The 23,044-nt window shown below is 67.3% G+C and carries 22 protein-coding genes; 7 read left to right on the top strand and 15 right to left on the bottom strand.

Going from position 1 to position 23,044, the window contains the following annotated elements:
- Positions 1 to 370 precede the first annotated feature (370 nt).
- The 4 genes from AC5P8Y_RS19205 to AC5P8Y_RS19220 all read right to left on the bottom strand — a co-directional run bounded on the left by AC5P8Y_RS19205 (position 371) and on the right by AC5P8Y_RS19220 (position 4,924).
- Positions 371 to 1,693: an ABC transporter permease gene (locus tag AC5P8Y_RS19205; RefSeq protein WP_495202131.1), complete on the bottom strand. Its 1,323-nt coding sequence runs from the start codon at positions 1,691 to 1,693 to the stop codon at positions 371 to 373.
- A gap of 13 nt (positions 1,694 to 1,706) precedes the next feature.
- A complete protein-coding gene (locus AC5P8Y_RS19210; RefSeq protein WP_005407727.1) occupies positions 1,707 to 2,864 on the bottom strand; it encodes an ABC transporter permease in 1,158 nt (385 codons plus the stop codon).
- Between the two features lie 14 nt (positions 2,865 to 2,878).
- Entirely contained in the window at positions 2,879 to 3,568 is a 690-nt protein-coding gene (locus AC5P8Y_RS19215) for an ABC transporter ATP-binding protein (RefSeq protein WP_004137569.1), read from the bottom strand.
- Positions 3,569 to 3,670: 102 nt separating this feature from the next.
- Positions 3,671 to 4,924, bottom strand: a complete 1,254-nt coding sequence (locus AC5P8Y_RS19220) for an efflux RND transporter periplasmic adaptor subunit (protein WP_049403474.1) — start codon at positions 4,922 to 4,924, stop codon at positions 3,671 to 3,673.
- 202 nt (positions 4,925 to 5,126) lie between these two features.
- Between AC5P8Y_RS19220 and AC5P8Y_RS19225 the strand changes: the two genes are divergently transcribed.
- Genes AC5P8Y_RS19225 through AC5P8Y_RS19240 form a run of 4 tightly spaced genes read left to right on the top strand, consistent with a single transcriptional unit; the run spans position 5,127 to position 8,622 of the window.
- Entirely contained in the window at positions 5,127 to 6,023 is an 897-nt protein-coding gene (locus AC5P8Y_RS19225; protein WP_049403473.1) for an ABC transporter ATP-binding protein, read from the top strand.
- Complete coding sequence (locus AC5P8Y_RS19230; protein WP_033833588.1) at positions 6,020 to 6,802, top strand: ABC transporter permease; 783 nt, start codon at positions 6,020 to 6,022, stop codon at positions 6,800 to 6,802. The genes AC5P8Y_RS19225 and AC5P8Y_RS19230 overlap by 4 nt, the downstream gene beginning before the upstream one ends.
- Before the next feature lie 6 nt (positions 6,803 to 6,808).
- Entirely contained in the window at positions 6,809 to 8,023 is a 1,215-nt protein-coding gene (locus AC5P8Y_RS19235) for a sensor histidine kinase (protein WP_049403472.1), read from the top strand.
- On the top strand, positions 8,020 to 8,622 hold the full coding sequence (locus tag AC5P8Y_RS19240) for a response regulator transcription factor (protein WP_005407733.1): 603 nt from the start codon (positions 8,020 to 8,022) through the stop codon (positions 8,620 to 8,622). Before AC5P8Y_RS19235 ends, AC5P8Y_RS19240 begins: the two co-directional genes overlap by 4 nt.
- 625 nt (positions 8,623 to 9,247) lie before the next feature.
- On the opposite strand, the gene AC5P8Y_RS19245 is transcribed toward AC5P8Y_RS19240, so the two are convergent.
- The 9 genes from AC5P8Y_RS19245 to AC5P8Y_RS19285 form a co-directional block, all read right to left on the bottom strand.
- Positions 9,248 to 9,784 (bottom strand): cytochrome b, encoded by a 537-nt coding sequence (locus AC5P8Y_RS19245; protein WP_005407734.1) that lies wholly within the window; start codon positions 9,782 to 9,784, stop codon positions 9,248 to 9,250.
- Positions 9,781 to 10,884: a catalase family peroxidase gene (locus AC5P8Y_RS19250; RefSeq protein ID WP_164133421.1), complete on the bottom strand. Its 1,104-nt coding sequence runs from the start codon at positions 10,882 to 10,884 to the stop codon at positions 9,781 to 9,783. The genes AC5P8Y_RS19245 and AC5P8Y_RS19250 overlap by 4 nt, the downstream gene beginning before the upstream one ends.
- A 136-nt stretch (positions 10,885 to 11,020) precedes the next feature.
- Positions 11,021 to 12,388 (bottom strand): leucyl aminopeptidase family protein, encoded by a 1,368-nt coding sequence (locus tag AC5P8Y_RS19255; RefSeq protein WP_033833591.1) that lies wholly within the window; start codon positions 12,386 to 12,388, stop codon positions 11,021 to 11,023.
- A gap of 3 nt (positions 12,389 to 12,391) precedes the next feature.
- Positions 12,392 to 13,111: an HAD family hydrolase gene (locus AC5P8Y_RS19260; protein WP_033833592.1), complete on the bottom strand. Its 720-nt coding sequence runs from the start codon at positions 13,109 to 13,111 to the stop codon at positions 12,392 to 12,394.
- A gap of 31 nt (positions 13,112 to 13,142) precedes the next feature.
- A complete protein-coding gene (locus AC5P8Y_RS19265; RefSeq protein WP_005411982.1) occupies positions 13,143 to 14,252 on the bottom strand; it encodes an AI-2E family transporter in 1,110 nt (369 codons plus the stop codon).
- A gap of 67 nt (positions 14,253 to 14,319) precedes the next feature.
- Positions 14,320 to 14,781 (bottom strand): hypothetical protein, encoded by a 462-nt coding sequence (locus AC5P8Y_RS19270; protein WP_005411983.1) that lies wholly within the window; start codon positions 14,779 to 14,781, stop codon positions 14,320 to 14,322.
- Positions 14,778 to 15,248, bottom strand: coding sequence for a phage holin family protein (locus AC5P8Y_RS19275; RefSeq protein WP_033833594.1), 471 nt, complete (start codon positions 15,246 to 15,248; stop codon positions 14,778 to 14,780). Before AC5P8Y_RS19275 ends, AC5P8Y_RS19270 begins: the two co-directional genes overlap by 4 nt.
- A gap of 8 nt (positions 15,249 to 15,256) precedes the next feature.
- Positions 15,257 to 15,622 (bottom strand): hypothetical protein, encoded by a 366-nt coding sequence (locus tag AC5P8Y_RS19280; RefSeq protein WP_004153835.1) that lies wholly within the window; start codon positions 15,620 to 15,622, stop codon positions 15,257 to 15,259.
- 101 nt (positions 15,623 to 15,723) lie between these two features.
- A complete protein-coding gene (locus AC5P8Y_RS19285) occupies positions 15,724 to 17,157 on the bottom strand; it encodes a Do family serine endopeptidase (protein ID WP_012478904.1) in 1,434 nt (477 codons plus the stop codon).
- Between the two features lie 491 nt (positions 17,158 to 17,648).
- On the opposite strand from AC5P8Y_RS19285, the gene AC5P8Y_RS19290 reads away from it, so the two are divergent.
- Both AC5P8Y_RS19290 and AC5P8Y_RS19295 read left to right on the top strand, forming a co-directional pair.
- The gene (locus tag AC5P8Y_RS19290) at positions 17,649 to 18,509 is read left to right on the top strand and encodes a hypothetical protein (RefSeq protein ID WP_049403470.1); all 861 of its coding nucleotides are present in this window, start codon (positions 17,649 to 17,651) and stop codon (positions 18,507 to 18,509) included.
- 107 nt (positions 18,510 to 18,616) lie between these two features.
- The gene (locus AC5P8Y_RS19295; protein WP_043401759.1) at positions 18,617 to 19,309 is read left to right on the top strand and encodes a hypothetical protein; all 693 of its coding nucleotides are present in this window, start codon (positions 18,617 to 18,619) and stop codon (positions 19,307 to 19,309) included.
- Positions 19,310 to 19,324: 15 nt separating this feature from the next.
- Here AC5P8Y_RS19295 and AC5P8Y_RS19300 read toward each other — a convergent pair whose 3' ends face one another.
- Together AC5P8Y_RS19300 and AC5P8Y_RS19305 are read right to left on the bottom strand one after the other, a co-directional pair.
- A complete protein-coding gene (locus tag AC5P8Y_RS19300) occupies positions 19,325 to 19,684 on the bottom strand; it encodes a DUF1428 domain-containing protein (RefSeq protein ID WP_032130337.1) in 360 nt (119 codons plus the stop codon).
- Between the two features lie 91 nt (positions 19,685 to 19,775).
- The gene (locus AC5P8Y_RS19305) at positions 19,776 to 22,178 is read right to left on the bottom strand and encodes a S9 family peptidase (RefSeq protein WP_049403469.1); all 2,403 of its coding nucleotides are present in this window, start codon (positions 22,176 to 22,178) and stop codon (positions 19,776 to 19,778) included.
- Positions 22,179 to 22,389: 211 nt separating this feature from the next.
- Between AC5P8Y_RS19305 and AC5P8Y_RS19310 the strand changes: the two genes are divergently transcribed.
- The gene (locus AC5P8Y_RS19310) at positions 22,390 to 22,962 is read left to right on the top strand and encodes an OmpO family porin (RefSeq protein WP_010486919.1); all 573 of its coding nucleotides are present in this window, start codon (positions 22,390 to 22,392) and stop codon (positions 22,960 to 22,962) included.
- Positions 22,963 to 23,044 lie beyond the last annotated feature (82 nt).

Raw genomic sequence — 23,044 nt, forward strand, 5'->3', positions numbered from 1 at the left:
GAAAACAAGCGCCCGTTCTATGGACGCGTGGGGTGCTGCAAACCAACGTGGGGGGGCGATTCTAGAATGTTTCCATTCGTAACTGTTTGCCTCTGCGCCGCGGATGTGCGCGAAAATGAATCGCAACCAACAATCCACAGATGGGATGTGCGCGACGTCACGCGCGTTGCGCTTTCGATGGGCAGAGGCATCGATAGCGGCGTATTTCCCGCAATCTGTAGCCGTGCGCGTGCGCCGGCATCCATCCACGCATGGCGTGGATCTACTGGACGTTCTGGCTCACCAGCAAGCGTGGATGACGCGCAAAATAAAAGGGACGGAGTCTTCGCTCCGTCCCCTGCGTGATGCGCAGTCCACCGCTGCGTGATGCTCAGGTTTCTCGCAACGCCGTGGTGATCGGCAAACGGGCCGCGCGCAGCGCCGGGAACAGGCCGCCGACCAGGCCGATGCCCAGCGCCCATTTCAGTCCGGTCCACAGCAGTTCCGGCGACACATGGAACTTGAACACCACCGCGCTGAAGTTGCTGCCGATGGTGGACACGCTGTAGCCATTGAACAGCAGCCACGCCACCGCACACCCCAGAAGGCCACCCAGCAACGCCAGCAGCATGGTCTCCAGCATCACCGCCGTCACCACCGGCAGGCCGCGGAAGCCGATCGCGCGCATGGTGGCGATCTCGCGCGCACGGGTGGCCACGGCCGCGTACATGGTGTTGAGTGCGCCGAACACTGCACCCACCGCCATGATCGTGCCGATGACCTTGCCGAGGATGTCGATCAGCTTGGTCAGCCCGCCGCCCTGCTTGCTGTAGTAGACACGGGTGGTTTCCACGTCCAGTTTCAGGCGCGGGTCGGCGGCGACCGCTGCCTTGAACTGCTCGACGCCGGCCTTGCCATCGGTACGCACGCTGATCGACTGCCAGGCGCTGCGCTGGTAGGTGGTGGCCAGCGTATCGGCGTCGGTCCACAGCTCCGAATCGTGCGCATCGCCGGTGGCGAACACGCCGACCACGGTCCAGGTCTGGTTGCCCAGGGTCAGCGTCCTGCCCACGTCCATGTCGCGGAACTGGCCCTTGGCACCCTGGCCGACCACGATCTCGCGCAGGCCGGCTGCGAACTTGCGGCCCTCGATGATCTTGACCTTGTCATGCACGGCCCAGGCCTGCGGACCAACGCCGCGGAACTGCGCGTTGACGTCGGTGCCGTCGGACTTCGATACCAGGTTGACCACCTGCGACAGCTCCGGCGACAGCAGCGGCCGGCCTTCGCCATCGCGGCTGATGCCGGGCAGGGTGGACAACGTCGGCACCTGCTCGCGGGTGATCACCGAGTTGGTCTCGGCCTGCGAGCCGCCGCGCAGCACGATGGCGGTGGTGTCGTCGCCGGTGTTGTTGAGCGTGGCCTGGAAGCCTTCGCCCATCGCCAGCATCGCCACCAGCACGCCGACCACGCCGGCGATGCCGACCACGATCACCGAGGACGCGCCCCAGCGCTGCGGCAGGCTGGCCACGCCGATGCGGGTGGCGGCCAGCGCCAACCGTCCGCCACGGGTCAGCAGCAGCCACAGTGCCACCAGCACGGCCACGGCCAGCACGCCGAACCACGGCAGGCTGATCCACAGCACCAGGCCGATCACCAGCAGCAGCACCGTCAGGCCGTTGCCCAGCCATTTCTTGAGTTTGCTCTTGAACATGTCGGTGTCCTCCTCAGCGGCCGGCCAGTGCGTCGACGATCTTCAGGCGCTTGGCACGCAGCGCCGGCAACAACCCGACGATGATGCCGATCACCACGATCAGGCCCAGCCCCATCAGCCAGGTCGGCGTCGGTACGTGTGGCGGCAGCATGCCCATGCTCTTCGGGCCGATCGCCGGCAGGATCAGTGCGGCCAGGCCCATGCCGATCAGGCCGCCCAGGCCGATCAGCAGCACCGACTCCACCATCACCAGGGTCAGCACGGTGCTGTCCTTGAAGCCCAGCGTCTTCAGCGTGGCCAGCTCCGGCACGCGTTCGCGCACCGCCTGCGCCATGGTGTTGCCGGTCAACAGCAGCAGGGTGAAGAACACCGCGCCCATGATTGAAGTGACGATCATGCCGATGTCGGCGAACTGCTTGACGAAGGCCTGCTGGAACGCCGACTCGGTCTGGGTCTTGGTCTCGTGGTCGGAGTTGGCCGAGATTGCATCAATGGCCTGCGCTACCCGCGAGGAATGATCCGGGTTGTCCAGCGTCACCGTGTACCAGCTCACCTGGTTCTTGATGTAGTCGTTGGATTCATCGAAGTACTTCCAGTTCATCATCAACTGGCGTTCTTCGTTGGCCGCCAGCGCTCGGTCCTTGGAACGGTAGATGCCCTTCAGTTCCAGCGGCCAGTCGTTGCTGCCGCCGCGCGGGAAGATCGTGGCCTGCAACGGGATGGTGTCGCCGATCTTCCAGCCGAACTGCTTGGCCAGCGATTCGCCGACGATGGCGCCGGTGCGGGTCTGCTTCCAGTCCTCCAGCTGGGCCGGATCGATCTGCAGCTCGCGGTAGACATCGAAGTAGTTGGGCGACACCGAGAAGTTCGGGAAGAAGTTCTTTGGATCCTGGTAGATGCCGCCGAACCACATGCCGTAGGCCACGTCGCGCACGCCGGCCACCTGGCGGATCTGGGTTTCCAGGCGGATCGGCAGCGACTGGGTGATCGACAGCCGCGAGGCCACCACCAGGCGGTTGGCGCCTTCCACGCTGCCGCCGGACGAGAACGCCACGCGCACCGAGTCGAGCATGCCGAACAGCAGGAACGCGGCCACCACCGACAGCAGGGTCAACAGGGTGCGCGTGCGGCTGCGGAACAGCTGCGCCCACACCAACGAGAAGTATTTCATCGCCGTGGCCTCCGTCAGTGGGCCAGCGGCGCGTCGGCCAGCTCGCCCTTGTCCAGGTGCACCGTGTGCGTGGCGTACTCGGCGGCCTTCGGGTCATGGGTGACCATGATGATGGTCTTGCCGTGTTCGCGGTTGAGCTGCTGCAGCAGGCCGAGGATCTCCTCGGCGGACTGGCGGTCGAGGTCGCCGGTGGGTTCGTCGCAGATCAGGAAGGTCGGGTCGGAAACGATCGCCCGCGCGATCGCCACGCGCTGCTGCTGGCCGCCGGACAGTTCATTGGGGCGATGGCTGCGGCGGTCGGCCAGGCCGACCAGGGTCAGCGCGATTTCGGCATTGCGGCGGCGCTGCGCGGCATTGAGATGGGTCAGCAGCAGCGGTAGCTCCACGTTCTTCTGCGCGGTCAGCATCGGCATCAGGTTGTAGAACTGGAACACGAAGCCGACGTGGTGGCTGCGCCAGGTCGACAGCTGGCCGCCGCTCATCTGGTCGATGCGCTCGCCTTCGATGCTGATCTCGCCGCCGCTGGGGTTGTCCAGGCCGCCGATCAGGTTGAGCAGGGTGGTCTTGCCCGAGCCGGACGGGCCCATCAGCGCGACGAAGTCGCCGCTGGCGATGTCCAGGTCGATGCCGTGCAGCACCTGCACTTTCTCGGGGCCACGCTGGTAGGTCTTGGTGATGTTGCGCAGTGAAACCAGGGTCGACATGGGTGGTTCTCCACGGAAGGCGGGAAACGGGGAAGCGCACCTGCGGTGGCCGCAGGCGTGCGTCGAGCGGTGTTGCCGGCGGCGCCCATGGGCGCCAGGCCGTTACTGCGCTTGTTTCTGTTGCACCTTGGCGCCATCGCGCAGGGTGTCCGGCGGGTTCACCACCACCGACTCACCCGCGCTGACGCCCTTGAGGATCTGGCGGTCCTTGCCCATCGCCTGGCCGGCCTCGACCGTGCGCTGCTGCACGCGGCTCTGGTCGCCCAGTACGAAGGTCACCGAGGCGCCCTCGCGCTGGACCACCGCGCCAGCCGGCACGCGCACGCCTTGCGGTTTGGCGGCCGTCTGCGGCTGCGCCTGCTCCAGGAAGCTGACCCGCACGCCCATCTCCGGCACGATGCGCGGGTCCTTCACCTTCAGCGCCACGCGCACCTTCACCGTGGCCTTGCCGCGGTCGGCAGTGGGGATGATGGCGATGACCTCGCCCGGAATCTTCCACTCCGGATAAGCGTTGAGCGTGGCTTCCACCGGCATCTTCGGTTGCACGCGGCCGATGAATGCCTCACCGACCTCGACTTCGATCTCCAGCGAGTCCATGTCGACGATGGTGCCGATGCCGGTACGGGTGAAACCACCGCCCGCCGACAGCGGCGAAACGATTTCGCCCGGCTGCGCGGCCTTGGCGGTGACCACGCCGGAGAACGGCGCGCGCACGATGTTGTTGTCCACGCCCAGATCGGCAATGGCCAGCTGGTCGTTGGCGACCTTGACGTTGCGCTGGGCCGTTTCCAGCTGCGCACGCAGGCTGTCACGCTGGGCCACGGCCTGGTCGTACTGCGAACGTGACACCAGTTGCTGGTCGACCAGCGCCTGCAGGCGGCTGGCGTCTGCGGCGGCCTGCTTCTGCTGTGCCTCCAGCCCGGCCACCTGACTGCGCGCGGCCTGCAACTGCGAGGCATACAGGCTGCGCTGCGCATCGGCATCGATCGGATCCAGGGTGGCCATCACCTGGCCGGCTTCGACCCGCATGCCTTCCTCGATCATCACCTCGCGCACCTTGCCGGTGATCTTGGCCGAGACCGTGGCCATGCGTCGGGCGACCACGTAGCCACTGGCATCGAGCACCGAACTGCTGGCGCTGCCCTGCTGGATGGCCACTGCGGGCGCGGTTTCCACTTCCACGGCCGGCGCGCGGCCGAGCAGGAAGGCCACGGCAGCGGCGATCAGCAGCACGACCACGATGATCGCGATCCACAGCCAACGACGGCCACCGCCATTGCTGCCACCACCGGAGGCGGGCGGCGGCGACTTGCGGTCGATACGGAGTTCCTTCAACAGCTCGGCAGAAGCGTTCATTCGTTCCATCACAGGCGTTCGGGCGGGTGTGGCCGGAAGCGCGGACGGCGGCGGTTCCGGCGGTGGAGCGTGCGGCACAGCATGAAGGCAGGGACAGCGATGACGGCAGTGACAGCTGTCATCCGATGACACTGACGGCGGCAACTGCGAAATGTGACCACGGCGGCACAGGATGGCAACGTCCCCGCTACCGGTACCGCCCATGGATCCGATCGCCCCGTCGCTGGCCCGCCTGCAGCAGGTGCAGGTGCGCTACCGCGACCATACCGCCCTGCAGGGCATCGACCTGCAGGTCCGCGCTGGCCAGGTGCTGGCATTGCTGGGCCGCAACGGTGCCGGCAAGAGTACCGCGATCAGCGTGCTGTTGGGCCTGCGCCGCGCCGATGCCGGCCAGGTCGAGCTGCTCGGTGGCGACCCGCAGCAGCGCAGCAGCCGCCTCGGCCTGGGCGTGATGCTGCAGAGCACCAGCCTGCCGCCGATGCTGCAGGTGGACGAACTGGTGGCGCAGGCCAGCGCCTGCTATCCGGACCCGATGCCGCTGCAGGAGGTGCTGCAGCGCGCAGGCCTGCAGGCACTGGCAGGCCGTCGCTACGGTCAGCTGTCCGGTGGCCAGCAGCGCGCGGTGCAGTTCGCCATCGCGCTGTGTGGTCGCCCGCGCGTGCTGTTCCTGGACGAGCCCACCACCGGTCTGGACATCCAGGCGCGGCAGGCGATGTGGCAGGCGATCCGGCAGCTGGTGGCCGAAGGCTGCGGCGTGCTGCTGACCACCCACTATCTGGAAGAGGCCGAAGCGCTGGCGCAGCAGGTGGTGGTGCTTGAGCAGGGCCGGGTGCTGGCCGACGCACCGTTGAGCGAGCTGCGCCTGGCCGATCGGCCGCGCCGCATCCGCTGCCGCAGCGTGTTGACTGTTGAAGACGTACAGCAGTGGCCGGGCGTGCAGCAGGTGCAGCGTGATGGCGAGCACCTGCAGTTGATGGCAAGCCCGGCCGAGCCGGTGGTGGCGCGCCTGCTGGCCGCCGATGCACAGCTGCGTGAGCTGGAAGTACAGGGCGCGGCACTGGCCGACGCTTTTCTCGACATGACCCGGGAGGCCGCATGAACACGATGACCCGTACCGGCACTACACCCGCGCCGGTATCGGCGTGGCGCCAGGCCTTGCGCCCGTACGGCGCTGAACTGGTGGCCGAGCTGCGCCGCGCCTGGCGTACACCCGCCTTCGCGGTGCCTTCGCTGCTGTTCCCGGTGCTGTTCTACCTGTTGCTCGGCGTGCTGTTGGGCCGCGGCCATGCACCGCTCTACCTGCTGGCCACCTACTGCGTGTTCGGTGCGATGGCCCCGGCCCTGTTCGGCTTCGGCGTGCATCTGGCGCTGGACCGTGAAGGCGGCCTGCTGACCCTCAAGCGAGCGCTGCCGATGCCGGCGGCGGCACCGTTGCTGGCGCGACTGGCGATGGCCGTGATGTTCGCGTTGCTGGTAGCCGCCCTGTTGATCGGGGTGGCGCGCGCGCTGGGTGGCGTGCAGCTGCAGGCAGTGCAGATGCTGCAGCTGCTGGCGGTGGCGGGCCTGGCAGCGCTGCCGCTGGGGGCGATCGGCCTGCTGATCGGCAGTCATGTCAGTGCCAGCGCGGCGCCGGCGATGGTCAACCTGGTCTACCTGCCGCTGGCCCTGCTGTCGGGCCTGTGGCTGCCGTTGTCGGCGCTGCCCAAGGTGTTCTCGATGATGGCACCGCTGTGGCCAACCTGGCATCTGGCGCAGCTGGCGCTGCCGGTGGTCGGGCTGCCGTCGGTGGGCAGCATGGCTGGCCACCTGCTGGTGCTGCTGGCGGTCACGGTGGTGGCGCTGCTGCTGGCGCGCCGCCGCCTGCGCCGGATCGGCTGAACTGGCATGATCGGCAGCGATCATTCCCGCCTGGATTCTTCCGTGTCGTCGAGCTGGCTTGCGTCCCTGCTGCGCCCCGCGCCGGACTCGGCGGTGGCCGACCTGCTGCGGCGTGGCAAGTCGCCCTGGAGCGGTGCGATCCACCTGCTGTGGTCGGTCTGGATCTTCCTCACCCCGGTGCTCGGCAATGGCTTCACGGTGCGCTGGCTGCTGCTGACCGTGGCCAGCTATCCGCTGTTCCTGCTGCTCTATGCGAAGGTGATGCTGGCGCCACGGCACCACGCATGGCGCTATGCGCTGGGCATGATCCTGATGGCCCTGGTGCTGCTGCCGTGGTATCCGTCGGGACTGAGCTACTTCGTGTTCGGTTGCGTGATGATCCGCATGAGCAGCCGTGGCGGCTGGTGGGTGTACCTGTTGCAGCTCACCGGCCTGAACCTGTTGTTCTGCGGCGCTGCGCTCTACGTCGGTTATCCGTGGCAAGCCATGGTGTGGATGCCGGCCGTGTCGTTCATCGTCGGCCTGGTGGTGAACGTGGAGGCCTTGAGCCATCAACGGGACGTTGCCCTGCAGCTGTCCCAGGACGAGGTGCGGCGGCTGGCCACTACCGCCGAGCGCGAGCGCATCGGCCGCGATCTGCATGACCTGCTGGGCCACACGCTGTCGCTGATCACGCTGAAGCTGGAGCTGGCGCGCAAGCTGTACGACCGTGATGACGCGCGCGCGCGGCAGGAGATCGGCGAAGCCGAGGCGATCGCCCGCGAGGCGCTGGCCCAGGTGCGCAGTGCGGTGACCGGCATCCGCGCCAGCGACCTGGCTGGCGAGCTGGCCTCGGCGCGGCTGCTGCTGGAATGCCAGCAGGTACACCTGCAGTACACACCGCCGCCGCCGATGCCGGTCGACGTGGAACGTGGGCTGGCGCTGGTGCTGCGCGAGGCTGCGACCAACATCGTGCGCCACGCGCAGGCGACCCGGGTGCAGGTGGATTTCATGCTTGAGGAACGACAGTTGGTGATGCAGATACGCGATGACGGCCGCGGTGGCGTACAGGCCGAGGGCAACGGATTGTGTGGCATGCGCGAACGGGCGATGGCGCTGGGCGGCCAGTTGTCACTGCAGTCGCCGCGCGGCGAAGGCACCCTAGTGACCGTGCGCGTGCCACTGGTGGCCGCGACCACGCCGCTGTCGTCAGCATCATTGGCACGGGATGGTGCCGCATGATCCGCATCCTGCTGGCCGAAGACCAGGCGATGGTACGCGGTGCATTGTCGGCGCTGCTGGGCCTGGAGCCGGACATCGAGGTGCTGGGCAGCGCTGCTGACGGCGAGGCGGCGTGGCGCATGCTGCAGCAGTTGCAGCCGGACATTCTGGTCACTGACATCGAAATGCCTGGCCTGTCCGGGCTGGAACTGGCCCAGCGCATCGCCCGCCACGAGTTGCCGATCAAGGTCGTGATCGTGACCACCTTCGCCCGTGCCGGCTTCCTGCGCCGCGCGCTGGAAGCGGGCGTGCTGGGCTACCTGCTGAAGGACGCACCGGCCGAGAACCTGGCCGATGCCCTGCGCAAGGTGAAACAGGGCATCCGCGCGATCGACCCACAGCTGGCACTGGATGCGTGGTCGCAGGCCGACCCGCTGACCGACCGCGAACGCCGCGTGCTGCGGCTGGCGGGCGAGGGCCGTACCGCCAGCGAGATTGCCGAGCAGCTGGGGTTGTCGCATGGCACGGTGCGCAATTACCTGTCCGAGTGCATCGGCAAGCTGGGGGTGGCCAACCGGATCGAGGCGTACCGGCTGGCGCGGCAGAAGGGATGGTTGTAGCGGCGCCCAGCTGTTCCCAATGATGTCGTTTCCGCGACCGCGGGTGGGTGTCACTTTCTTTGCGCGCAAAGAAAGTAACCAAAGAAACGCTCCGCCGGCCGCGAGCCGGCGTGCTTCGCACGCCGGTGCCCTGCGCTCCTCGGTCCGTCGAGGGACGGCGCGGGAACTCGCTGCGCTCAGACACCCGCACCTCTTCGCCCTCGCCGGACCTGCGGTGCTCGGCTCGCTCAAGGCGGACTTGAAGGGCAAGATCAACAACAAGAGCATTCACGCGCGGCGTGGATCTACGGGGTGCAGCTTTTGCCTTTGACGTCGGGTCCGCCTTTTAGCGAGCCGAGCATCGCAGGGGAATCAGGGGCGTAGAGGCGCCGATGTCTGAGCGCAGCGAGTTCGGCGCCGTCCCCTGATTCACCGAGAAGCGCAGGGCACCGGTGCGCAGCACCGGCTCGCGATCTGGCGGCGTGTTTCTTTGGTTACTTTCTTGATGGCGCACATCCATGTGCGCCACCCTACGGGCCGGCTACGCCGTTCCACGCTGCTCCTGCAGCGTGGTGCACGAGCAAAGAAAGTGACACCCACCCGCGGTCGCGGAAATGACATCACCGGGAACACCCGGCGAACCCGATCAATCCTTCCCGCGCGCCATCGCCTGGAACACGCCATCCCGCCGCACCCACAAATGGAACAGCGCCGCCCCCACATGCATCAGCACCGTGGCGAACAACACATACGCCAACAAGCTGTGCGCATTGCGCAGCGCGGCATACAACGCCGGGGTGTGCGGCACGATCGGCGGCAGGTGCAGGCCACCCCACAGCACGATCGGGTAACCGCCGGCCGACAGCATCGCCCAGCCGATCAACGGCATCGCCAGCATCAGCGCATACAGCATCCAGTGCGAGGCCTTGGCCGCCATCACCTGCCATACCGGAAGATCCGCCGGCAGCGGCGGCGGGCGGTGGCGCAGGCGGTTGTACAGGCGCAGCAGCACCAGCAGCAGGATCGCGATGCCCAGTGGTCGGTGCAGGTCGATCAGCATCGGCCGCAGGTGCAGCGAGGCGACCATGGTCACGCCGATGAACAGCATGGCGATGATCATCAGCGCCATGGTCCAGTGCAGCACCCGCGCCAGCAGGTTGAAGTGGCCGTTATGGGTGTTCATCGCGCGGCCTCCTTCGGTTGCTCGACGTTGCCGCTGGCGCGCTCGCGCTCGCGGCGGTTGAAGGACTGCGAATACACCGCCGAGCGGGCCGCCAGGATCGGATCGTCACTGCCGCGCACGCCGCTGGGCAGAATCAGCGGATCGAAGTTGATCTGGCCGCACGCGCCTTTTTCCTGCGACTGCATGCGGTCCAGGCTGAGTACGCCGGCCAGCACCTGATCACGCGACTCTGGCCACGGCACCGATGGATCATCGATGGCATCGCCGGGCGCGGCGGTATTGACGACCAGGTTCCAGCGCACCGGGCCGCTGGCCAGGCGCTGCTGCAGTTCCTGGCTGAGGAAATCGACACTGGCCTGCTTGCGCGTTTCCGCATCCATCTCCACCACCGGCGCCTGCGGCTGCCAGCGCCAGCGCACCGCACGCTTCTGGCCCTGCGCGTTGGTGAACCAGAAGCTGTTGACGCTGTTGAAGGTGGTGTCGGCCCAGCTGCTGGTCCACGGCGCCGTCCTGGCCCACTGCTGGAACGCCTGTGCACTGGGGTATTTCGCCAGCACCGCGGCCATCTTCTGCGGGTCGGGCTTGCCGGTGGCCGGGTCGGGAATGGAGGCGCGCGTCTGCTCGTAGAACGCCTCGGCATCGGGCACCGCGAAGAACGGGAAGCTGTTCATCGCCATGCGCCATTCCTGGCCGTCATCGCTGACCATCTGCACCGCCAGGCTGCGTACGCGCGCGGTGTTGTCGGCGCCGTAGGGATCACCGCCGCCGATCGACAGGCGGCCCATCACCGGCACGCGGCGCTGCGAGAAAACCCGTGCACTGGACAGGGTAGGGGCCTGTGCACTGGGTTCGAACCAACCGCTCACGCAGATGCCCTTGCTGTGCGCCCGGCGGAACCCGGGATGTGCCGGGCCGGTGGCTTCGATGGTGTCGGTGAAGCGCTGCGCGGTCAGGCGGCCGCCAATCCAGCCGGCCAGCCAGGCGAAGGCCAGCGCGACCGCACCCAGGATGAGTGCGATCAGTGCGATCCAGAGCAGGGGTGAATGCTTGCGTGGCGCGCCCGGCGTCTGGCCAGCGCGGGTGTAGCGAAAGAGCGACATGGTCGGAGTCCTGCCTTCACGGAGCGTGTGGGTGGTCGACCCACACATCCTCGCAGAACCCGGCCGGGGCCGAAATTCAATTTTTCGTCAGATTTTCCGGGGACGGCGTGCCGACCAACGGTCGGCACCCACCCGATCAGCTGTAGCGCTGCTTCAGCATCGCCCACGCCGAGCGCAGCGCCAGCGCTTCGCCACCGGCCGGACGGCCCGGGCGCTCGCCGTCGTTCCAGGCATACACGTCCAGATGGGCCCAGCGCTGGCCGTCTTCCAGGAAGCGTTCCAGGTACAGCGCGGCGGTCACCGAGCCGGCCATGCGCGAACCGGCGTTGGCCAGGTCGGCGATGCCGCTGCTCAGGTAGCGCAGGTAGGGGCGCCACAGCGGCATGCGCCAGACCGGGTCGCGGGTCGCGTCACCGGCCTGCAGCCACTGCTGGGCCACCGTGTCGTCGTTGCTGAACAGTGCCGGCAGGTCGGGGCCCAGGGCGATGCGCGCGGCACCGGTGAGGGTGGCGAAGTCCAGCACCAGGTCCGGTTTCTGCTCACCGGCGAAGGTCAATGCGTCGCACAGGATCACGCGGCCCTCGGCGTCGGTGTTGTCGATCTCCACGCTCAGGCCCTTGCGGGTGGCGATGACCTCGCCCGGACGGAACGCATCGGGGCCGATCGCGTTTTCCACTGCCGGCACCAGCAGGGTCAGGCGCACCGGCAGCCCGCGCGCCATCACCAGGCCGGCCAGGGCCAGTGCGTGCGCGGCGCCGCCCATGTCCTTCTTCATGTTGCGCATGCCGTCGGCCGGCTTGATGTCCAGCCCGCCGGTATCGAAGCACACGCCCTTGCCCACCAGCACCAGTGCCGGGTCGGTTTCCCTGCCCCAGCGCAGCACGACCAGGCGCGGCGCACGATGCGAAGCGCGGCCCACGGCGTGGATGGCCGGGAAATTCTGCTTCAGCAGTTCGTCGCCGGTAATCGCCTCGACCTGCGCACCATGTGCGTCGGCCAGCGCACGCGCGGCGTCTTCCAGCTGCTGCGGGCCCATGTCTTCGGTCGGGGTGTTGACCCAGTCGCGCACGCGCAGGCTGGCGGCGATCAGGTCGGCCACTTCGCCGGTCGGCGAGGCCACCAGCTGCGCCGGTGCGCGGTTGCGCTTGCGGTAGCGGTCAAAGCGGTAGCTGCCCAGGCCCCAGCCCAGCTGCAGCAGCGCCAGTTCGGCGGCCGGCAGTTCATTGGCCAGCTGCCAGACGCTGCCTTCCGGCAGCGCGTGCGGCGCATGCGCATAGCTGTAGGCATCGGCACGATCACCCACGCCCATCACGGCACCGGCCAGGCCATCGGCGCCCGGTAGCAGTGCCACGCTGTGGGCGCCGGCGTTGAAGCCCTGCGATGCCAGCCACGCCTGCGTGGCAGCCGGCTGGCTGTCCTTCCAGGCGGTGAACTGCTCGCGGTCCAGCACGTACAACGGCAGCGCCGCAGCGGTGTCGGCGGTGAAACCAGTGATCTCGCTCATGCGTCAGGTACTCCGGGGTGCGGCGGCGTCGAGGTTGGCATCCAACCAGTCGGCCAGGCCGGTAAGGGTGTCGAACTGCAGGTCCGGCTGCAGCTGCGGATGGGTCCAGGTGGCTGCGTCGCGGTTGATCCAGCAGCCGCGCAGGCCGGCGGCAATCGCCCCGGCCACGTCCATGTCGACATGATCGCCGACGTGCAGCACCTGTGCCGGCGCCACACCCAGGCGGGTGCACGCGGCATGGAAGATGCTGGCTTCGGGCTTGGCCGCGCCGTGTTCGCGCGAACCCAGCTGGAAGGCGAAATGATGGGCCAGGCCGATCCGCTCCAGGTCGGCGTTGCCGTTGCTCAGCGCCGCCACCGGTACCCGTGCGGCAATGCGCGCCAGCGCGTCGATCGCATCGGGATAGCACTCCACCTGGTTGCGCGCGGCGTAGAACACTTCATACGCAGGCTCCAGCAGATCGAGGCTGGCACCGCTGGTGCGCAGTGCTTCGTGCAGGGTCAGCCGGCGCAGCGCACTCAGGTCGTGGTGGAGGTGCGGATGGGCGTGGTACAGCCGCTCGCGCAGTTCGCGCATCGCCTCCACCGGATACATCGCGGCGGTAGCGGGGCTGTGTTCGCACATCCAGGCGTGCAGGACCTGTTCGATGCGGGCGCCGATCGGAGCGAACGGCCACAGCGTGTCGTCAAGGTCGAGGGTGATGGCTTGGACGGGGAAATTCACCCCGCCATTCTACCCCTGCCCGCGCGGGCTTTCATTCCAGCAGGCGTGCCCAGCCCTGCATGCCGTCCAAGCGTGCCAGCACCAGCTTGATGCACACCAGCAGCGGCACCGCCAGCAGCAGCCCGATCATGCCCCAGGCCCAGCCGAACACCATCAGCGCCAGGATCAGCACCAGCGGCGACAGCTTCATCCGACGACCCAGCACGATCGGGGTCACCATCTGCCCTTCCAGGGTGTGCAGGCCCAGGTAGGCGGCCGCTGGCAGCAGGGCCTGCAGCGGGTCGCGGAACTCGACGAAGCCCATCAACAGCATCAGCGCCACGCCGATCAACGGACCCACATACGGCGCAAAATTCAGCAGCGCGGCCACCGTGCCCCACAGCAGCGCTTCCTGCAGGCCGATACCGAGCAGCATCAGCACGCCGGCGAACACCAGCCCGACCAGAGTGTTGATGACGCTGATGGTCAGCACGTAACGCGAGACCTCGCGTTCGATCGAACGCAGGATGTCCGTGGTGAAGCGCTGCTGCTGGCGGTTGGGGAACAGGGCGATCGCCGCGCGCTGCAGGCTCTGCCCGTAGATCATGAAGAACAGCGTCAGCAGCACCACGGCCAACACCGAGGCAGCCAGCCGCGGCGCACGGGTCAGCATGCGGTAGGGGTCGTCCAGCTGGGTACGGATCACCTGCACCTTGTGGTTGCTGTCACCGCCGGCCACACGGGCGAAGTTTTCCGCCGCCTGGTTGGCCTGCTGCACCGGCTTGGTCAGGTCCTGCACCTGGCGGGCGACCTTGCGCAGCTGCTGTGGGGCTTCCTGCGCCCATTCCATTGCCGGGCCGATCAGCTGCACGGCGAGCGAACCGGTCACGCCCAGGCCCGCACCGAGGATCAACAGTGCGCCCAGCGCGCGCGGAATCCACAGCTTCTGCAGCAGGCGCAGGATCGGGTTGCCGACCAGGGCGAAGAACATCGCCAGCAGCACCGGCAGGATGATGTCCTGCGCGGCCCACAGCGTGTAGCCCACCGCCAGGGTCGCCAGCACCACCAGCGACATCGGCCCGCGCGGGCGCGACGGTGGTGGCAGCGCTGCCTCTGGCTCGTCGGGGCCGGCCGGTGGCGGGGACAGGAGGGACTCGCTCATCGACGCATCAACCGGAAAGGGGAGCGCATTATCCGCCGGCCGCGATCGGCGCGGCGGATTCCATGGATCAACGTTCGGACAGCTCGGTGGCCGCTTCGGCCGGACGTGGTCCGCGCAGGTCCGGTTCTGGCTCCGGCACGGAGCGTGGTGCCGGTGCCGGCCGTGCTCCGGCAGCGGAGGCCGCTGCCTGTGCCTGCTCGCTGGCATCGTCGGCTTCTTCGGCCGCATCGTCGGCGGTGGCCGCAGCCTGCGCCGCCATCGCCGTGGCGAACGCCGCCTGCGCACTGGCGAACAGGTTCGAGACCGAACCGACCATCTGCAGCCAGCGGGCACCGTTGACCTTGCCCGGTACCTCCAGCTTGCCGGCGATGAAGCCACCGGCAAGGCCGACCACTACGATGCGCAACGGCGACCAGCCCTGTCGCCACACCTGGCCGAGGGTGGACCAGTGGTCCTGTGTCTCGCCCAGACGCACGGTCACCACCTGTTCGCAGCGCTTTACCCGCCGCTGCAGCGCGCCGAACTTCATGGCTTGCCCTCGGGCAGCTGCACGCCGGCATCAGGGTCGTTTTCGCTGGGTTCGTCAAACAGGCCCAGGCGTGACAGCTGACGCCGGGTGGCGTGCATGCCGGTGTGGTGGAAGAAGTAGGACACCCGCCAGATCGCATAGCCGGTGACGGCCAGGCTCAGCAGCGAGGTGATCAGCAGGGCCTGCAGCCAACTCAGGCCCCAGCTCTGCAGCAGCGCGATGAGGGTGGCGGCCATCAGCAGCCACGCCGATGCACCAAACACGATCGCCACGCCGGCCCAGGCCAGCGCACGACCGAATGCGCTGCGCGCCAGCGCGAAGTCGGCCGAGGCCAGCCGGCGCAGTGAACGCAGCGTGTGCTTGGCCGAATCGGCAGCGGCACGACCGGCCGCGCCGACCTGGCGGATGCTCTCATCCAGCGGCGGGGTGGCCGCCGGATCAGGCGCTTGCGTGTTGTCTTCGCTCACGCTGCGGCTTACTTGTCGCTGCTGCCGCGGGCCAGCTTGGCGATGATCCAGCCGGCTGCGAAGGCGACGCCGAACGAGGCCAGCGGACGTTCGCGGATCAGTTCGGCGGCGCTGTCGATCAGGTCCTTGCCCTTGTCCATCAGCGCATCGACCTGTTCCTTGGCGGCGGCACCGCCGAACTCGGCGGCGGCCAGGCCGGACAGTGCACTGTCGGACAATTCAGCCTTGACGTTGGCCTTGCCGATGCGAAGCTCGTCGGTCGCTGCACCGGTTGCACCCTTGATCGCACCGCCGGCGGCCGTAGCGGCCTGCTTCAGGTGGGAACCGGCTTCACCCAGGTGTTCCTTCAGGTTCTCGGTATTGGTGGGGCTCATCGAATCACTCCTGTTGCGATGGGGGAACGGGAGTCGGCGGTGCCGACCTGGACTGACAGCAATAGCATTGCCGGGGTATAGGGGGTGTTACGGCAGGGCGATCAGCGCATCACGAGCTGGCCCTGCTGCTGGCCATTGTTGCGCAGCACGCGCAGCACCAGCGTCGGCGGGCGCTGCTGGAAGTTGGCGCGCCAGCTGGCCAGGTCGGCGAATTCACCGACGGTGGCATCGGTGATGATGTCGCCCTGCTGCAGGCCGTTGCTGGCGGCGCGGCTGCCGCGCTTGACCTCGCTGACCAGCACGCCGCTGGCGCCCGACTGGCGCAGCGACTCGGGCAGGTCGACGAAGGTGGCCCCGCCCAGGCGCGGGTCCAGGCTGTCGCCGGTGACCGCGCGTGCCTGTTCCTTCAGCGTCGCCTTGATCTGCAGCGGCTTGCCTTCGCGGCGTACGTCCAGCGTCATCGGGCTGCCGACCGCCGCCAGGCCTTCCACGTTGTGCAGGGCTTCGGCGCTGTCCACGCGCTGGCCATTGGCCGACACCACCACGTCGCCCGGCTTCAGGCCGGCGGCGGCGGCCGCCGAACCGGCCAGCACGCGGGTGATCAGCGCACCGCGGGTTTCGCCCAGGCCCAGGCCCTGCGCGATCTGCGCGGTCAGGTTCTGGCTTTCCACGCCCAGCGTGCCGCGCACCACCACGCCGTGCTTGACCAGCTGGTCGACCACGCTGCGCGCCAGGTTCGAGGGAATCGCCAGGCCCAGGCCGATGTTGCCGGCCATGCTGCCCTGCGGGTTGAAGCTGGCAGTGTTGATGCCGACCAGCTGGCCCTGCAGGTCGACCAGCGCGCCACCCGAGTTGCCCGGGTTGATCGACGCGTCGGTCTGGATGAAGTTCTGGTAGCCCAGCCCGCGGATGCCGCTGCGGCCCACCGCCGAGACGATGCCCGAAGTGACCGTCTGGCTGAAGCCGAACGGATTGCCGATGGCCACCACGAAGTCGCCCACCCGCAACTGGTCGCTGTTGCCGAGCTTGATGTCGGTCAGGTTCTGCGCCGGAATGCGGATCAGCGCGATGTCGGTATCGCGGTCCGAGCCGAGGAATTCGGCCTTGACCGTGCGCCCGTCGGCCAGTGTCACCTGTACGTCATCGGCGTTGTCGATGACATGGTGGTTGGTCAGCACCAGGCCCTCCCTGGCGTCGATGATCACGCCCGAGCCCAGCGATTCGTTGATGCGTTCCTGCGGGATGTCCGGGAACAGGCGGCGGAAGAACGGGTCGTTGAAGAAGGGATTGCGTACGCGCACCACCTGCTTGGTGTTGACGCTGACCACGGCCGGCATCGCCTTCTCCAGCATCGGTGCCAGTGACGGAACCTGCTGCCCGGCCACTGCGGCTGGCAGTGCCGCCATGGTCGGCACCACCGCTGGAAGCGGAGCGGCGTCGGCACGGTTGTCCAGGTGGGCGTTGATGCCGGTGGCAACGAAGCCACCGAAGGCGGCGGCGATTGCGAGCGTGAGCAGGGTAGGTAGCGGTCGCATGGGAGTCGGTTCGCTGGCGGGAATGGGGGCGGTTCGGCTCTACGGTAAAACAAGCTGAATGAGTGTGTCGCGATCTGGATAAATGCGCCATGAAAACCGCGCGCCGGGAACGCGGATCGCGACGACCGGCGCTGGGCCGGTGACGACAGCGGAGGCGGCGCCCGGCAGTGTGCGGACGTCAGCCGCAGGTCGCGCGGATACAGGACGATACTTGCGCAGTTCTGCGCATCCCGGTGCCGCGACGCGCCATATTGCATGCCCTCCGCGGCATCCGGGCGGGTGCACACAACCAATGCCTGTCACGACGCGGATCATGCGGCGCAGTACTGAAAAAAAGGGGTTTCCTGTAAACACGGTGTGCCTGCAGGGATGGTCGACTACACCATCGCCGTCGCAGCAGATGCGATTGGTGGCGCATGCCCCGTTCCACGATCGTCAATGTCGGTATAGCATCGCCCCGTTTTGATACTTAAGGCCCCCAGGAGGGCAACATGAGCAACGGTAATGGTGTGTCGGTCGTGACCGACGCTGTCGAGAACGTCAAAGAAACCGCCACCAACGTTGGCGAGACCATCGCCCACGCTGCCGAAGACGCAGTGAAGTCGGTCAAGAAGACCGTCAAGCGCGCCACCAAGGCTGCCGGTACCCGCGTTGCCAAGGCCAAGAAGGCCGTGGCCAAGGTCGAGAAGACCGTTGCCAAGAAGGCCGAAAAGGCTGCCAAGTCGGTCGGCAAGACTGTTGCCAACGCCAAGAAGAAGCTGGAAGCGGCCAAGAAGAACGCCAAGGCCGAAGCCGCTGCCCTGAAGAAGGAAGTGGCCAAGAAGAAGGCCGCTGCAGGCAAGGCTGTGACCAAGAAGGCCGCCGCTGCCAAGAAGACCACCAAGGCCGCCACCAAGACTGCCGGCAAGAAGGTCGCCACCGTGAAGAAGGCTGCCACCAAGAAGGCCGCCGTCGCCAAGAAGACCGTTGCCAAGAAGACCGCGGCCGCCAAGAAGGTGGTCGGCAAGAAGGTCGCCACCGCCAAGAAGGCTGTGGCCAAGAAGACCGTCGCCACCAAGAAGGTCGCTGGCAAGAAGGCCGTGGCTGCGAAGAAGGTTGTCGGCAAGAAGGTTGCCGCCACCAGGAAGGTCGCCACCAAGAAGACCGCCGCCGCCAAGAAGGTTGTCGGCAAGAAGGCTGCTGTGGCCAAGAAGGCCGTCGGCAAAAAGACCGCCGTTGCCAAGAAGGCAGCTGGCAAGAAGGTTGCCGCCACCCGCAAGACGGTTGCCAAGAAGGCTGCCCCGCTGAAGAAGGTCGCTGCCAAGAAGGCTCCGGCCAAGAAGGCCGTGCGCAAGGCCGCCAAGCGCAAGTAATCGCGCCGTGACCGAAGGCCCTGCCACCCACCGGGTGGTGGGGCCTTTCGCGTTTCCGGGACACTGTCCGGGGCAAGATGCGGGTTCTTTCCGCTGGAGCCCCGGGCATGCGCGGTATCGACTTCAGTTCCTGGCAGGGCGTGCTGTCCACCTTGGCCGGCCTGGTCCTGATCACCCTGCTGGGCGTGGGCATCCGCCTGCTGGTGATGCAGACCCTGCAACAGCGCCGCGAGCGCGAGAACCGGCAGATCAACGAACGGCTGCGCACGCTGATGGCGGCCTACAAGACCCTGGGCGGTTCGTTCACCGGCGAACTGGGCGTGGATCCCAGCCATCGCCGCGACCTGCGCCAGCGCGAAGATGCCGAAGGCATCGCCGAACCCCGCTCGGATCGCGCGCGCCGCATCCGCGATGCCGTTGAAGCGGCGCTGTCGGACATCCTGCTGCTGGGCACCGACGAACAGGTGCGGTTGGCTGCGCGCGCTGCCAACGATCTTGCACAGGGGCGACCGGTGCATACCCACGAACTTGTGGTCTCGCTGCGCGACTTCGTGCGCGAAGCGCTGGATCTGGCGCCGATTCCGGCCGACCTGCAGATACCGCCGCAGGGGCCGACCCGGCCGGGTGGCGCCAGTGGCGGCGGCAAGGGCCGCAACGAGGGCGATGCCAAGGGCGGTCGTGCGGGTGGAGGAGGTGGCGGTGGCGGAATGGGCGCTGGCATGGGGGGGGTCGGCCTCGGCGCCGGCGCCGCTCTGGGCGCCGGCCATGCGTCTGCCAGCGATGAAACGGACGCGCGCTGAGCACGTCCGCCCGGTTCAGCGCGTCAGCTCGTAGAGCGGCACGAAGCCGCCGTAGATCATCCGCGCGCCGTCGAACGGCATCGGATTTGTCGCCGGATCAAACCTTGGGTCTTCCATCATCTTCTTCATGCCGGCGTCGCGGGTCGGCTTGTCCGGCCATTCGATCCAGGAAAACACCACCGTCTCGTCCGGCGTGGCTTTCACTGCGCCGAAGAAGTCGGTGGTCTTGCCGTGCGGCACGTCATCGCCCCAGCACTCGACCACGCGCAGCGCGCCGTATTCGATGAAAACGGGATCTCCTGTGCGTGCGTGGGCGAGGAACTTCTCCTTGTTGGCGGTGGGCACCGCCAGGACGAAACCATCGATGTAGCTCATTGCCTGCCTCCGGATGGACCGTGCCGCATGCACGGCCTTCAAGTACCCGACGAACCAGGGCGTCGTGGATCGACATCCTGTGTGCGCCTGTTCAGCCCGGGCCACCGGGCAGCGGCGCCAGCACCGTATCCGGTGGCTGCTGGCCGGCCAGGTGGCGCACGAAGTAGTCCCACATGCGGTGCGTGTAGGTGGCGTCGTTGCGGAACAGTTCGTGGTCCTGCCGGGCCAGGTACAGCAGGTCGTAGCTGCGCTGGGCCTTGTTCAGGGCGGCGGCCAGCTGCAGGGTCAGCGCCGGTGGCGCGTTCTCGTCCAGTTCGCCATAGACCAGCAGCAGATGCCCGCGCAGGTTGCCGGCCAGTGCCGCATTGTCGAGCCCGGCAAAGGGCGCCGGCACGCCTTCGGCAGTGGGCGTGGCCGGCAGCACCCCACCGAACAGCCGGTCCATGCCGTGCAGGGCGCCGCCGTACATACCCTGGAAATTGTGGCTGCCAGCCGAGGCCACGCCCACCTTGTAGAACGTGGGATAGCGCAGCAGGGCGCGCGCTGCACTATAGCCGCCGAACGAATGCCCGTAGATGCCGACCCGCTCCAGGTCGATGCCCAGGTAGCGTTCGCCCAGCTGGCGCAGCGCAGCCACATGGTCATCCAGCTGTACATCGGCGGCGCGCAGGAAGCTGCTGTCATGGAACGCCTTGTCGCGGCCACCGGTGCCGCGCGCATCGATGCTGACCACCATGAAGCCGAGTTCGGCCAGGCTGGCGCGGGATACCGGATTCAGGGCAGACACCGCCTCGGCGTAGGTCACCGGCGCATTGCTGATGAAGGAACCACCGTACATCGCGTCGATCACCGGGAAGCTGCCATCATCGCGATAGTCGCGGGGCAGGTAGACGGTGGCGAAGATCGGCGTGCGTCCATCGGCGGCCAGCAGCCGTTCGCGCCGTGGTGCGCGCCAGCCGGCAGCAACGATCGCGCTGTCATCGGCTGTTTCCAGCACCATCACTTCACGTCCGTCGTCGCTGGCGCGCAGCACCGTGCGCGGTGGCTGTTCCAGGCGCGAGACCGTATCCACCAGGTAGCCACCGTGCGGTGACAGTGCCTGTGGCGCGCGTCCGCCGAACAGGGCACCGGTGCCCGCATCGGCCATGTGGTCGCTGCCATCGGCGGCCAGGCGCTGGATCGGACCGCCCTGCAGCGATACCCGGTACAGGCCGCGCACGTAGGGGTCGCCACCGTCGACGCCACCGGCGCTGAAGTACGCCCAGCCACCCGCAGCGTCCACACCCAGCAGGTCACGCACCACCCATTTGCCGCGGGTGAGCTGGCGCAGCACCTTGCCATCGGACAGGCGCACCCGGTACAGATGGCCCCAGCCATCGCGCTGCGAGAACCACACGGCGGTGTCCTGCCCGGGCAGGATGGCCACCGCTGGCCGGTTGTAGGAATACACGTTGAGCTGGAGGCGAGTGTCGCTGGCTTCTTCCACAACCGTGCGCAATGCACCGCTGTTGGCATCGATCTCCACCAGGCGCAGCCTGCGCGGCGTGCCGAAGTGCGCGATCACGGCATATAACCGATCGCCGTCCCAACCCAGGATGCCGGCCTCACTGAGCGTGTTCCAGCCCTCGGGCAGCGCGATGTCATGCTGCCTGCCGCTGGGGATATCGATCACATACAGGCTGTCGCATACCTGCTGTGCATCGCCCAGTACCCCCAGCTTCACGGTATGCACGCGCGGCCGCGCGCTGTGGGTCGGGCTGCTTTCCAGATAGGGATAGTCCTGCAGCGCGCGCTCGTCGTAGCGGATGCCGGCTGCGTAACGGCCATCGGGTGACCAGCTCACCGCAAACGGTCGTGCCGGCATCCGGCCCTGACGGCGTGGAATGCCGCGCAGGGTGAAGTCCGGCAGTACGCCATAGCCATGCCCAGCTTCACCGCCCTGGGTCAGTAGCTGCGGCGCCGCTCCAGAGCGCTGCAGCCACAGGTTGTGGTCGCGTACCTGCAGCCAGGCATCACCGCCGGGCGACGGCAGTGCATCAGCCGGCGGCAATGCCTGTTGTGCGGCCGTGCACTGCAGGCGTGGCCATTGGCAGTTGATCTCCGCCTCGCCGTTGAACTGCAGGCGCAGGCCATCATCCAGTACCTGCACGTTGTTCAAGCGCAGGCGTGGCCCGCTGGCACCCAGAGGTGCAACTGCGGCGTCCAGCGCATCGGGTTCGAACAGGATCTGGCGCGTAGCCTGGATTGGATCGACCAGTATCGCCTGGCGCCGGCCCTGTGTGTCTTCGCGTTCGTACCAGAAGCGCCCATCGGCCAGCCACTGGGGCAGGACCGATGCATTGCGCAGCGCACCGCGCAGATGACTGTCATGCACGCGTTCGGCGCGCTGGTAGTCAGCCGCCTGCAGCGCGTGCGCAGCATGGATCGGAAACAGGGAAGCGCAGGCCAGGAGGGCGGCGCGAACAGGCATCAGCAGCGGATCGGAAACGTGCAAGGCAACCTCCTGTTGCAGTCGGTGACGAACCACAAATGCACGCGCGCCGCGCGCGTATGCCAGAGACAGCCTGAATCAAGCCAAAAAATTCAGCAATGCGAAGAACGCTGTTTTCAGGGAGCGTTGTGGCGAATAACGGAGAATTTACATTCCCGATGCGATGGCGCCCTGGCGCTGCTGCACACCATAAGAAAGTAAAAGGTGTACCCCCATGAAGAATTCGCTGATTGCTCTGGCCCTGGCCGCTGCCCTGCCGTTCACCGCCTCGGCTGCTGAGAACCTGTCGTACAACTACGCCGAAGCCGACTACGCCAAGACCGATATCGACGCGTTCAAGGCCGACGGCTGGGGCGTGAAGGGTTCTTACGGCTTCCTGCCGAACTTCCACGCTTTCGGTGAGTACAGCCGCCAGGAAATCGACCACACCAACATCAAGCTGGACCAGTGGAAGATCGGCGCCGGCTACAACGTTGAAATCGCCCCGACCACCGACTTCGTTGCCCGCGTTGCTTACCAGAAGCGCGACCAGAAGCACGGCCTGGACTTCAACGGCTACAGCGCTGAAGCGGGTATCCGCACCGCCTTCGGTGCCCACGCCGAAGTCTACGGCATGGTCGGCTACGAAGATTTCTCGAAGAAGCACGGCATCAATCCGGAAGGCCAGTGGTACGGTCGCCTGGGTGGCCAGGTCAAGCTGAACCAGAACTGGGGCATCAATGGCGAGCTGAAGATGAACCGCGACGGCGACAAGGAATACACCGTCGGCCCGCGTTTCAGCTGGTAATAGCTACCTCGGCGCGCCTGCGCGCTGAAGATGCCTCGACAGGCCCGGCGCATGCCGGGCCTGTTGCGTTGTGACGACCCGA

The sequence above is a fragment of the Stenotrophomonas sp. YJH_SMC_12-1 genome, from assembly GCF_059370935.1.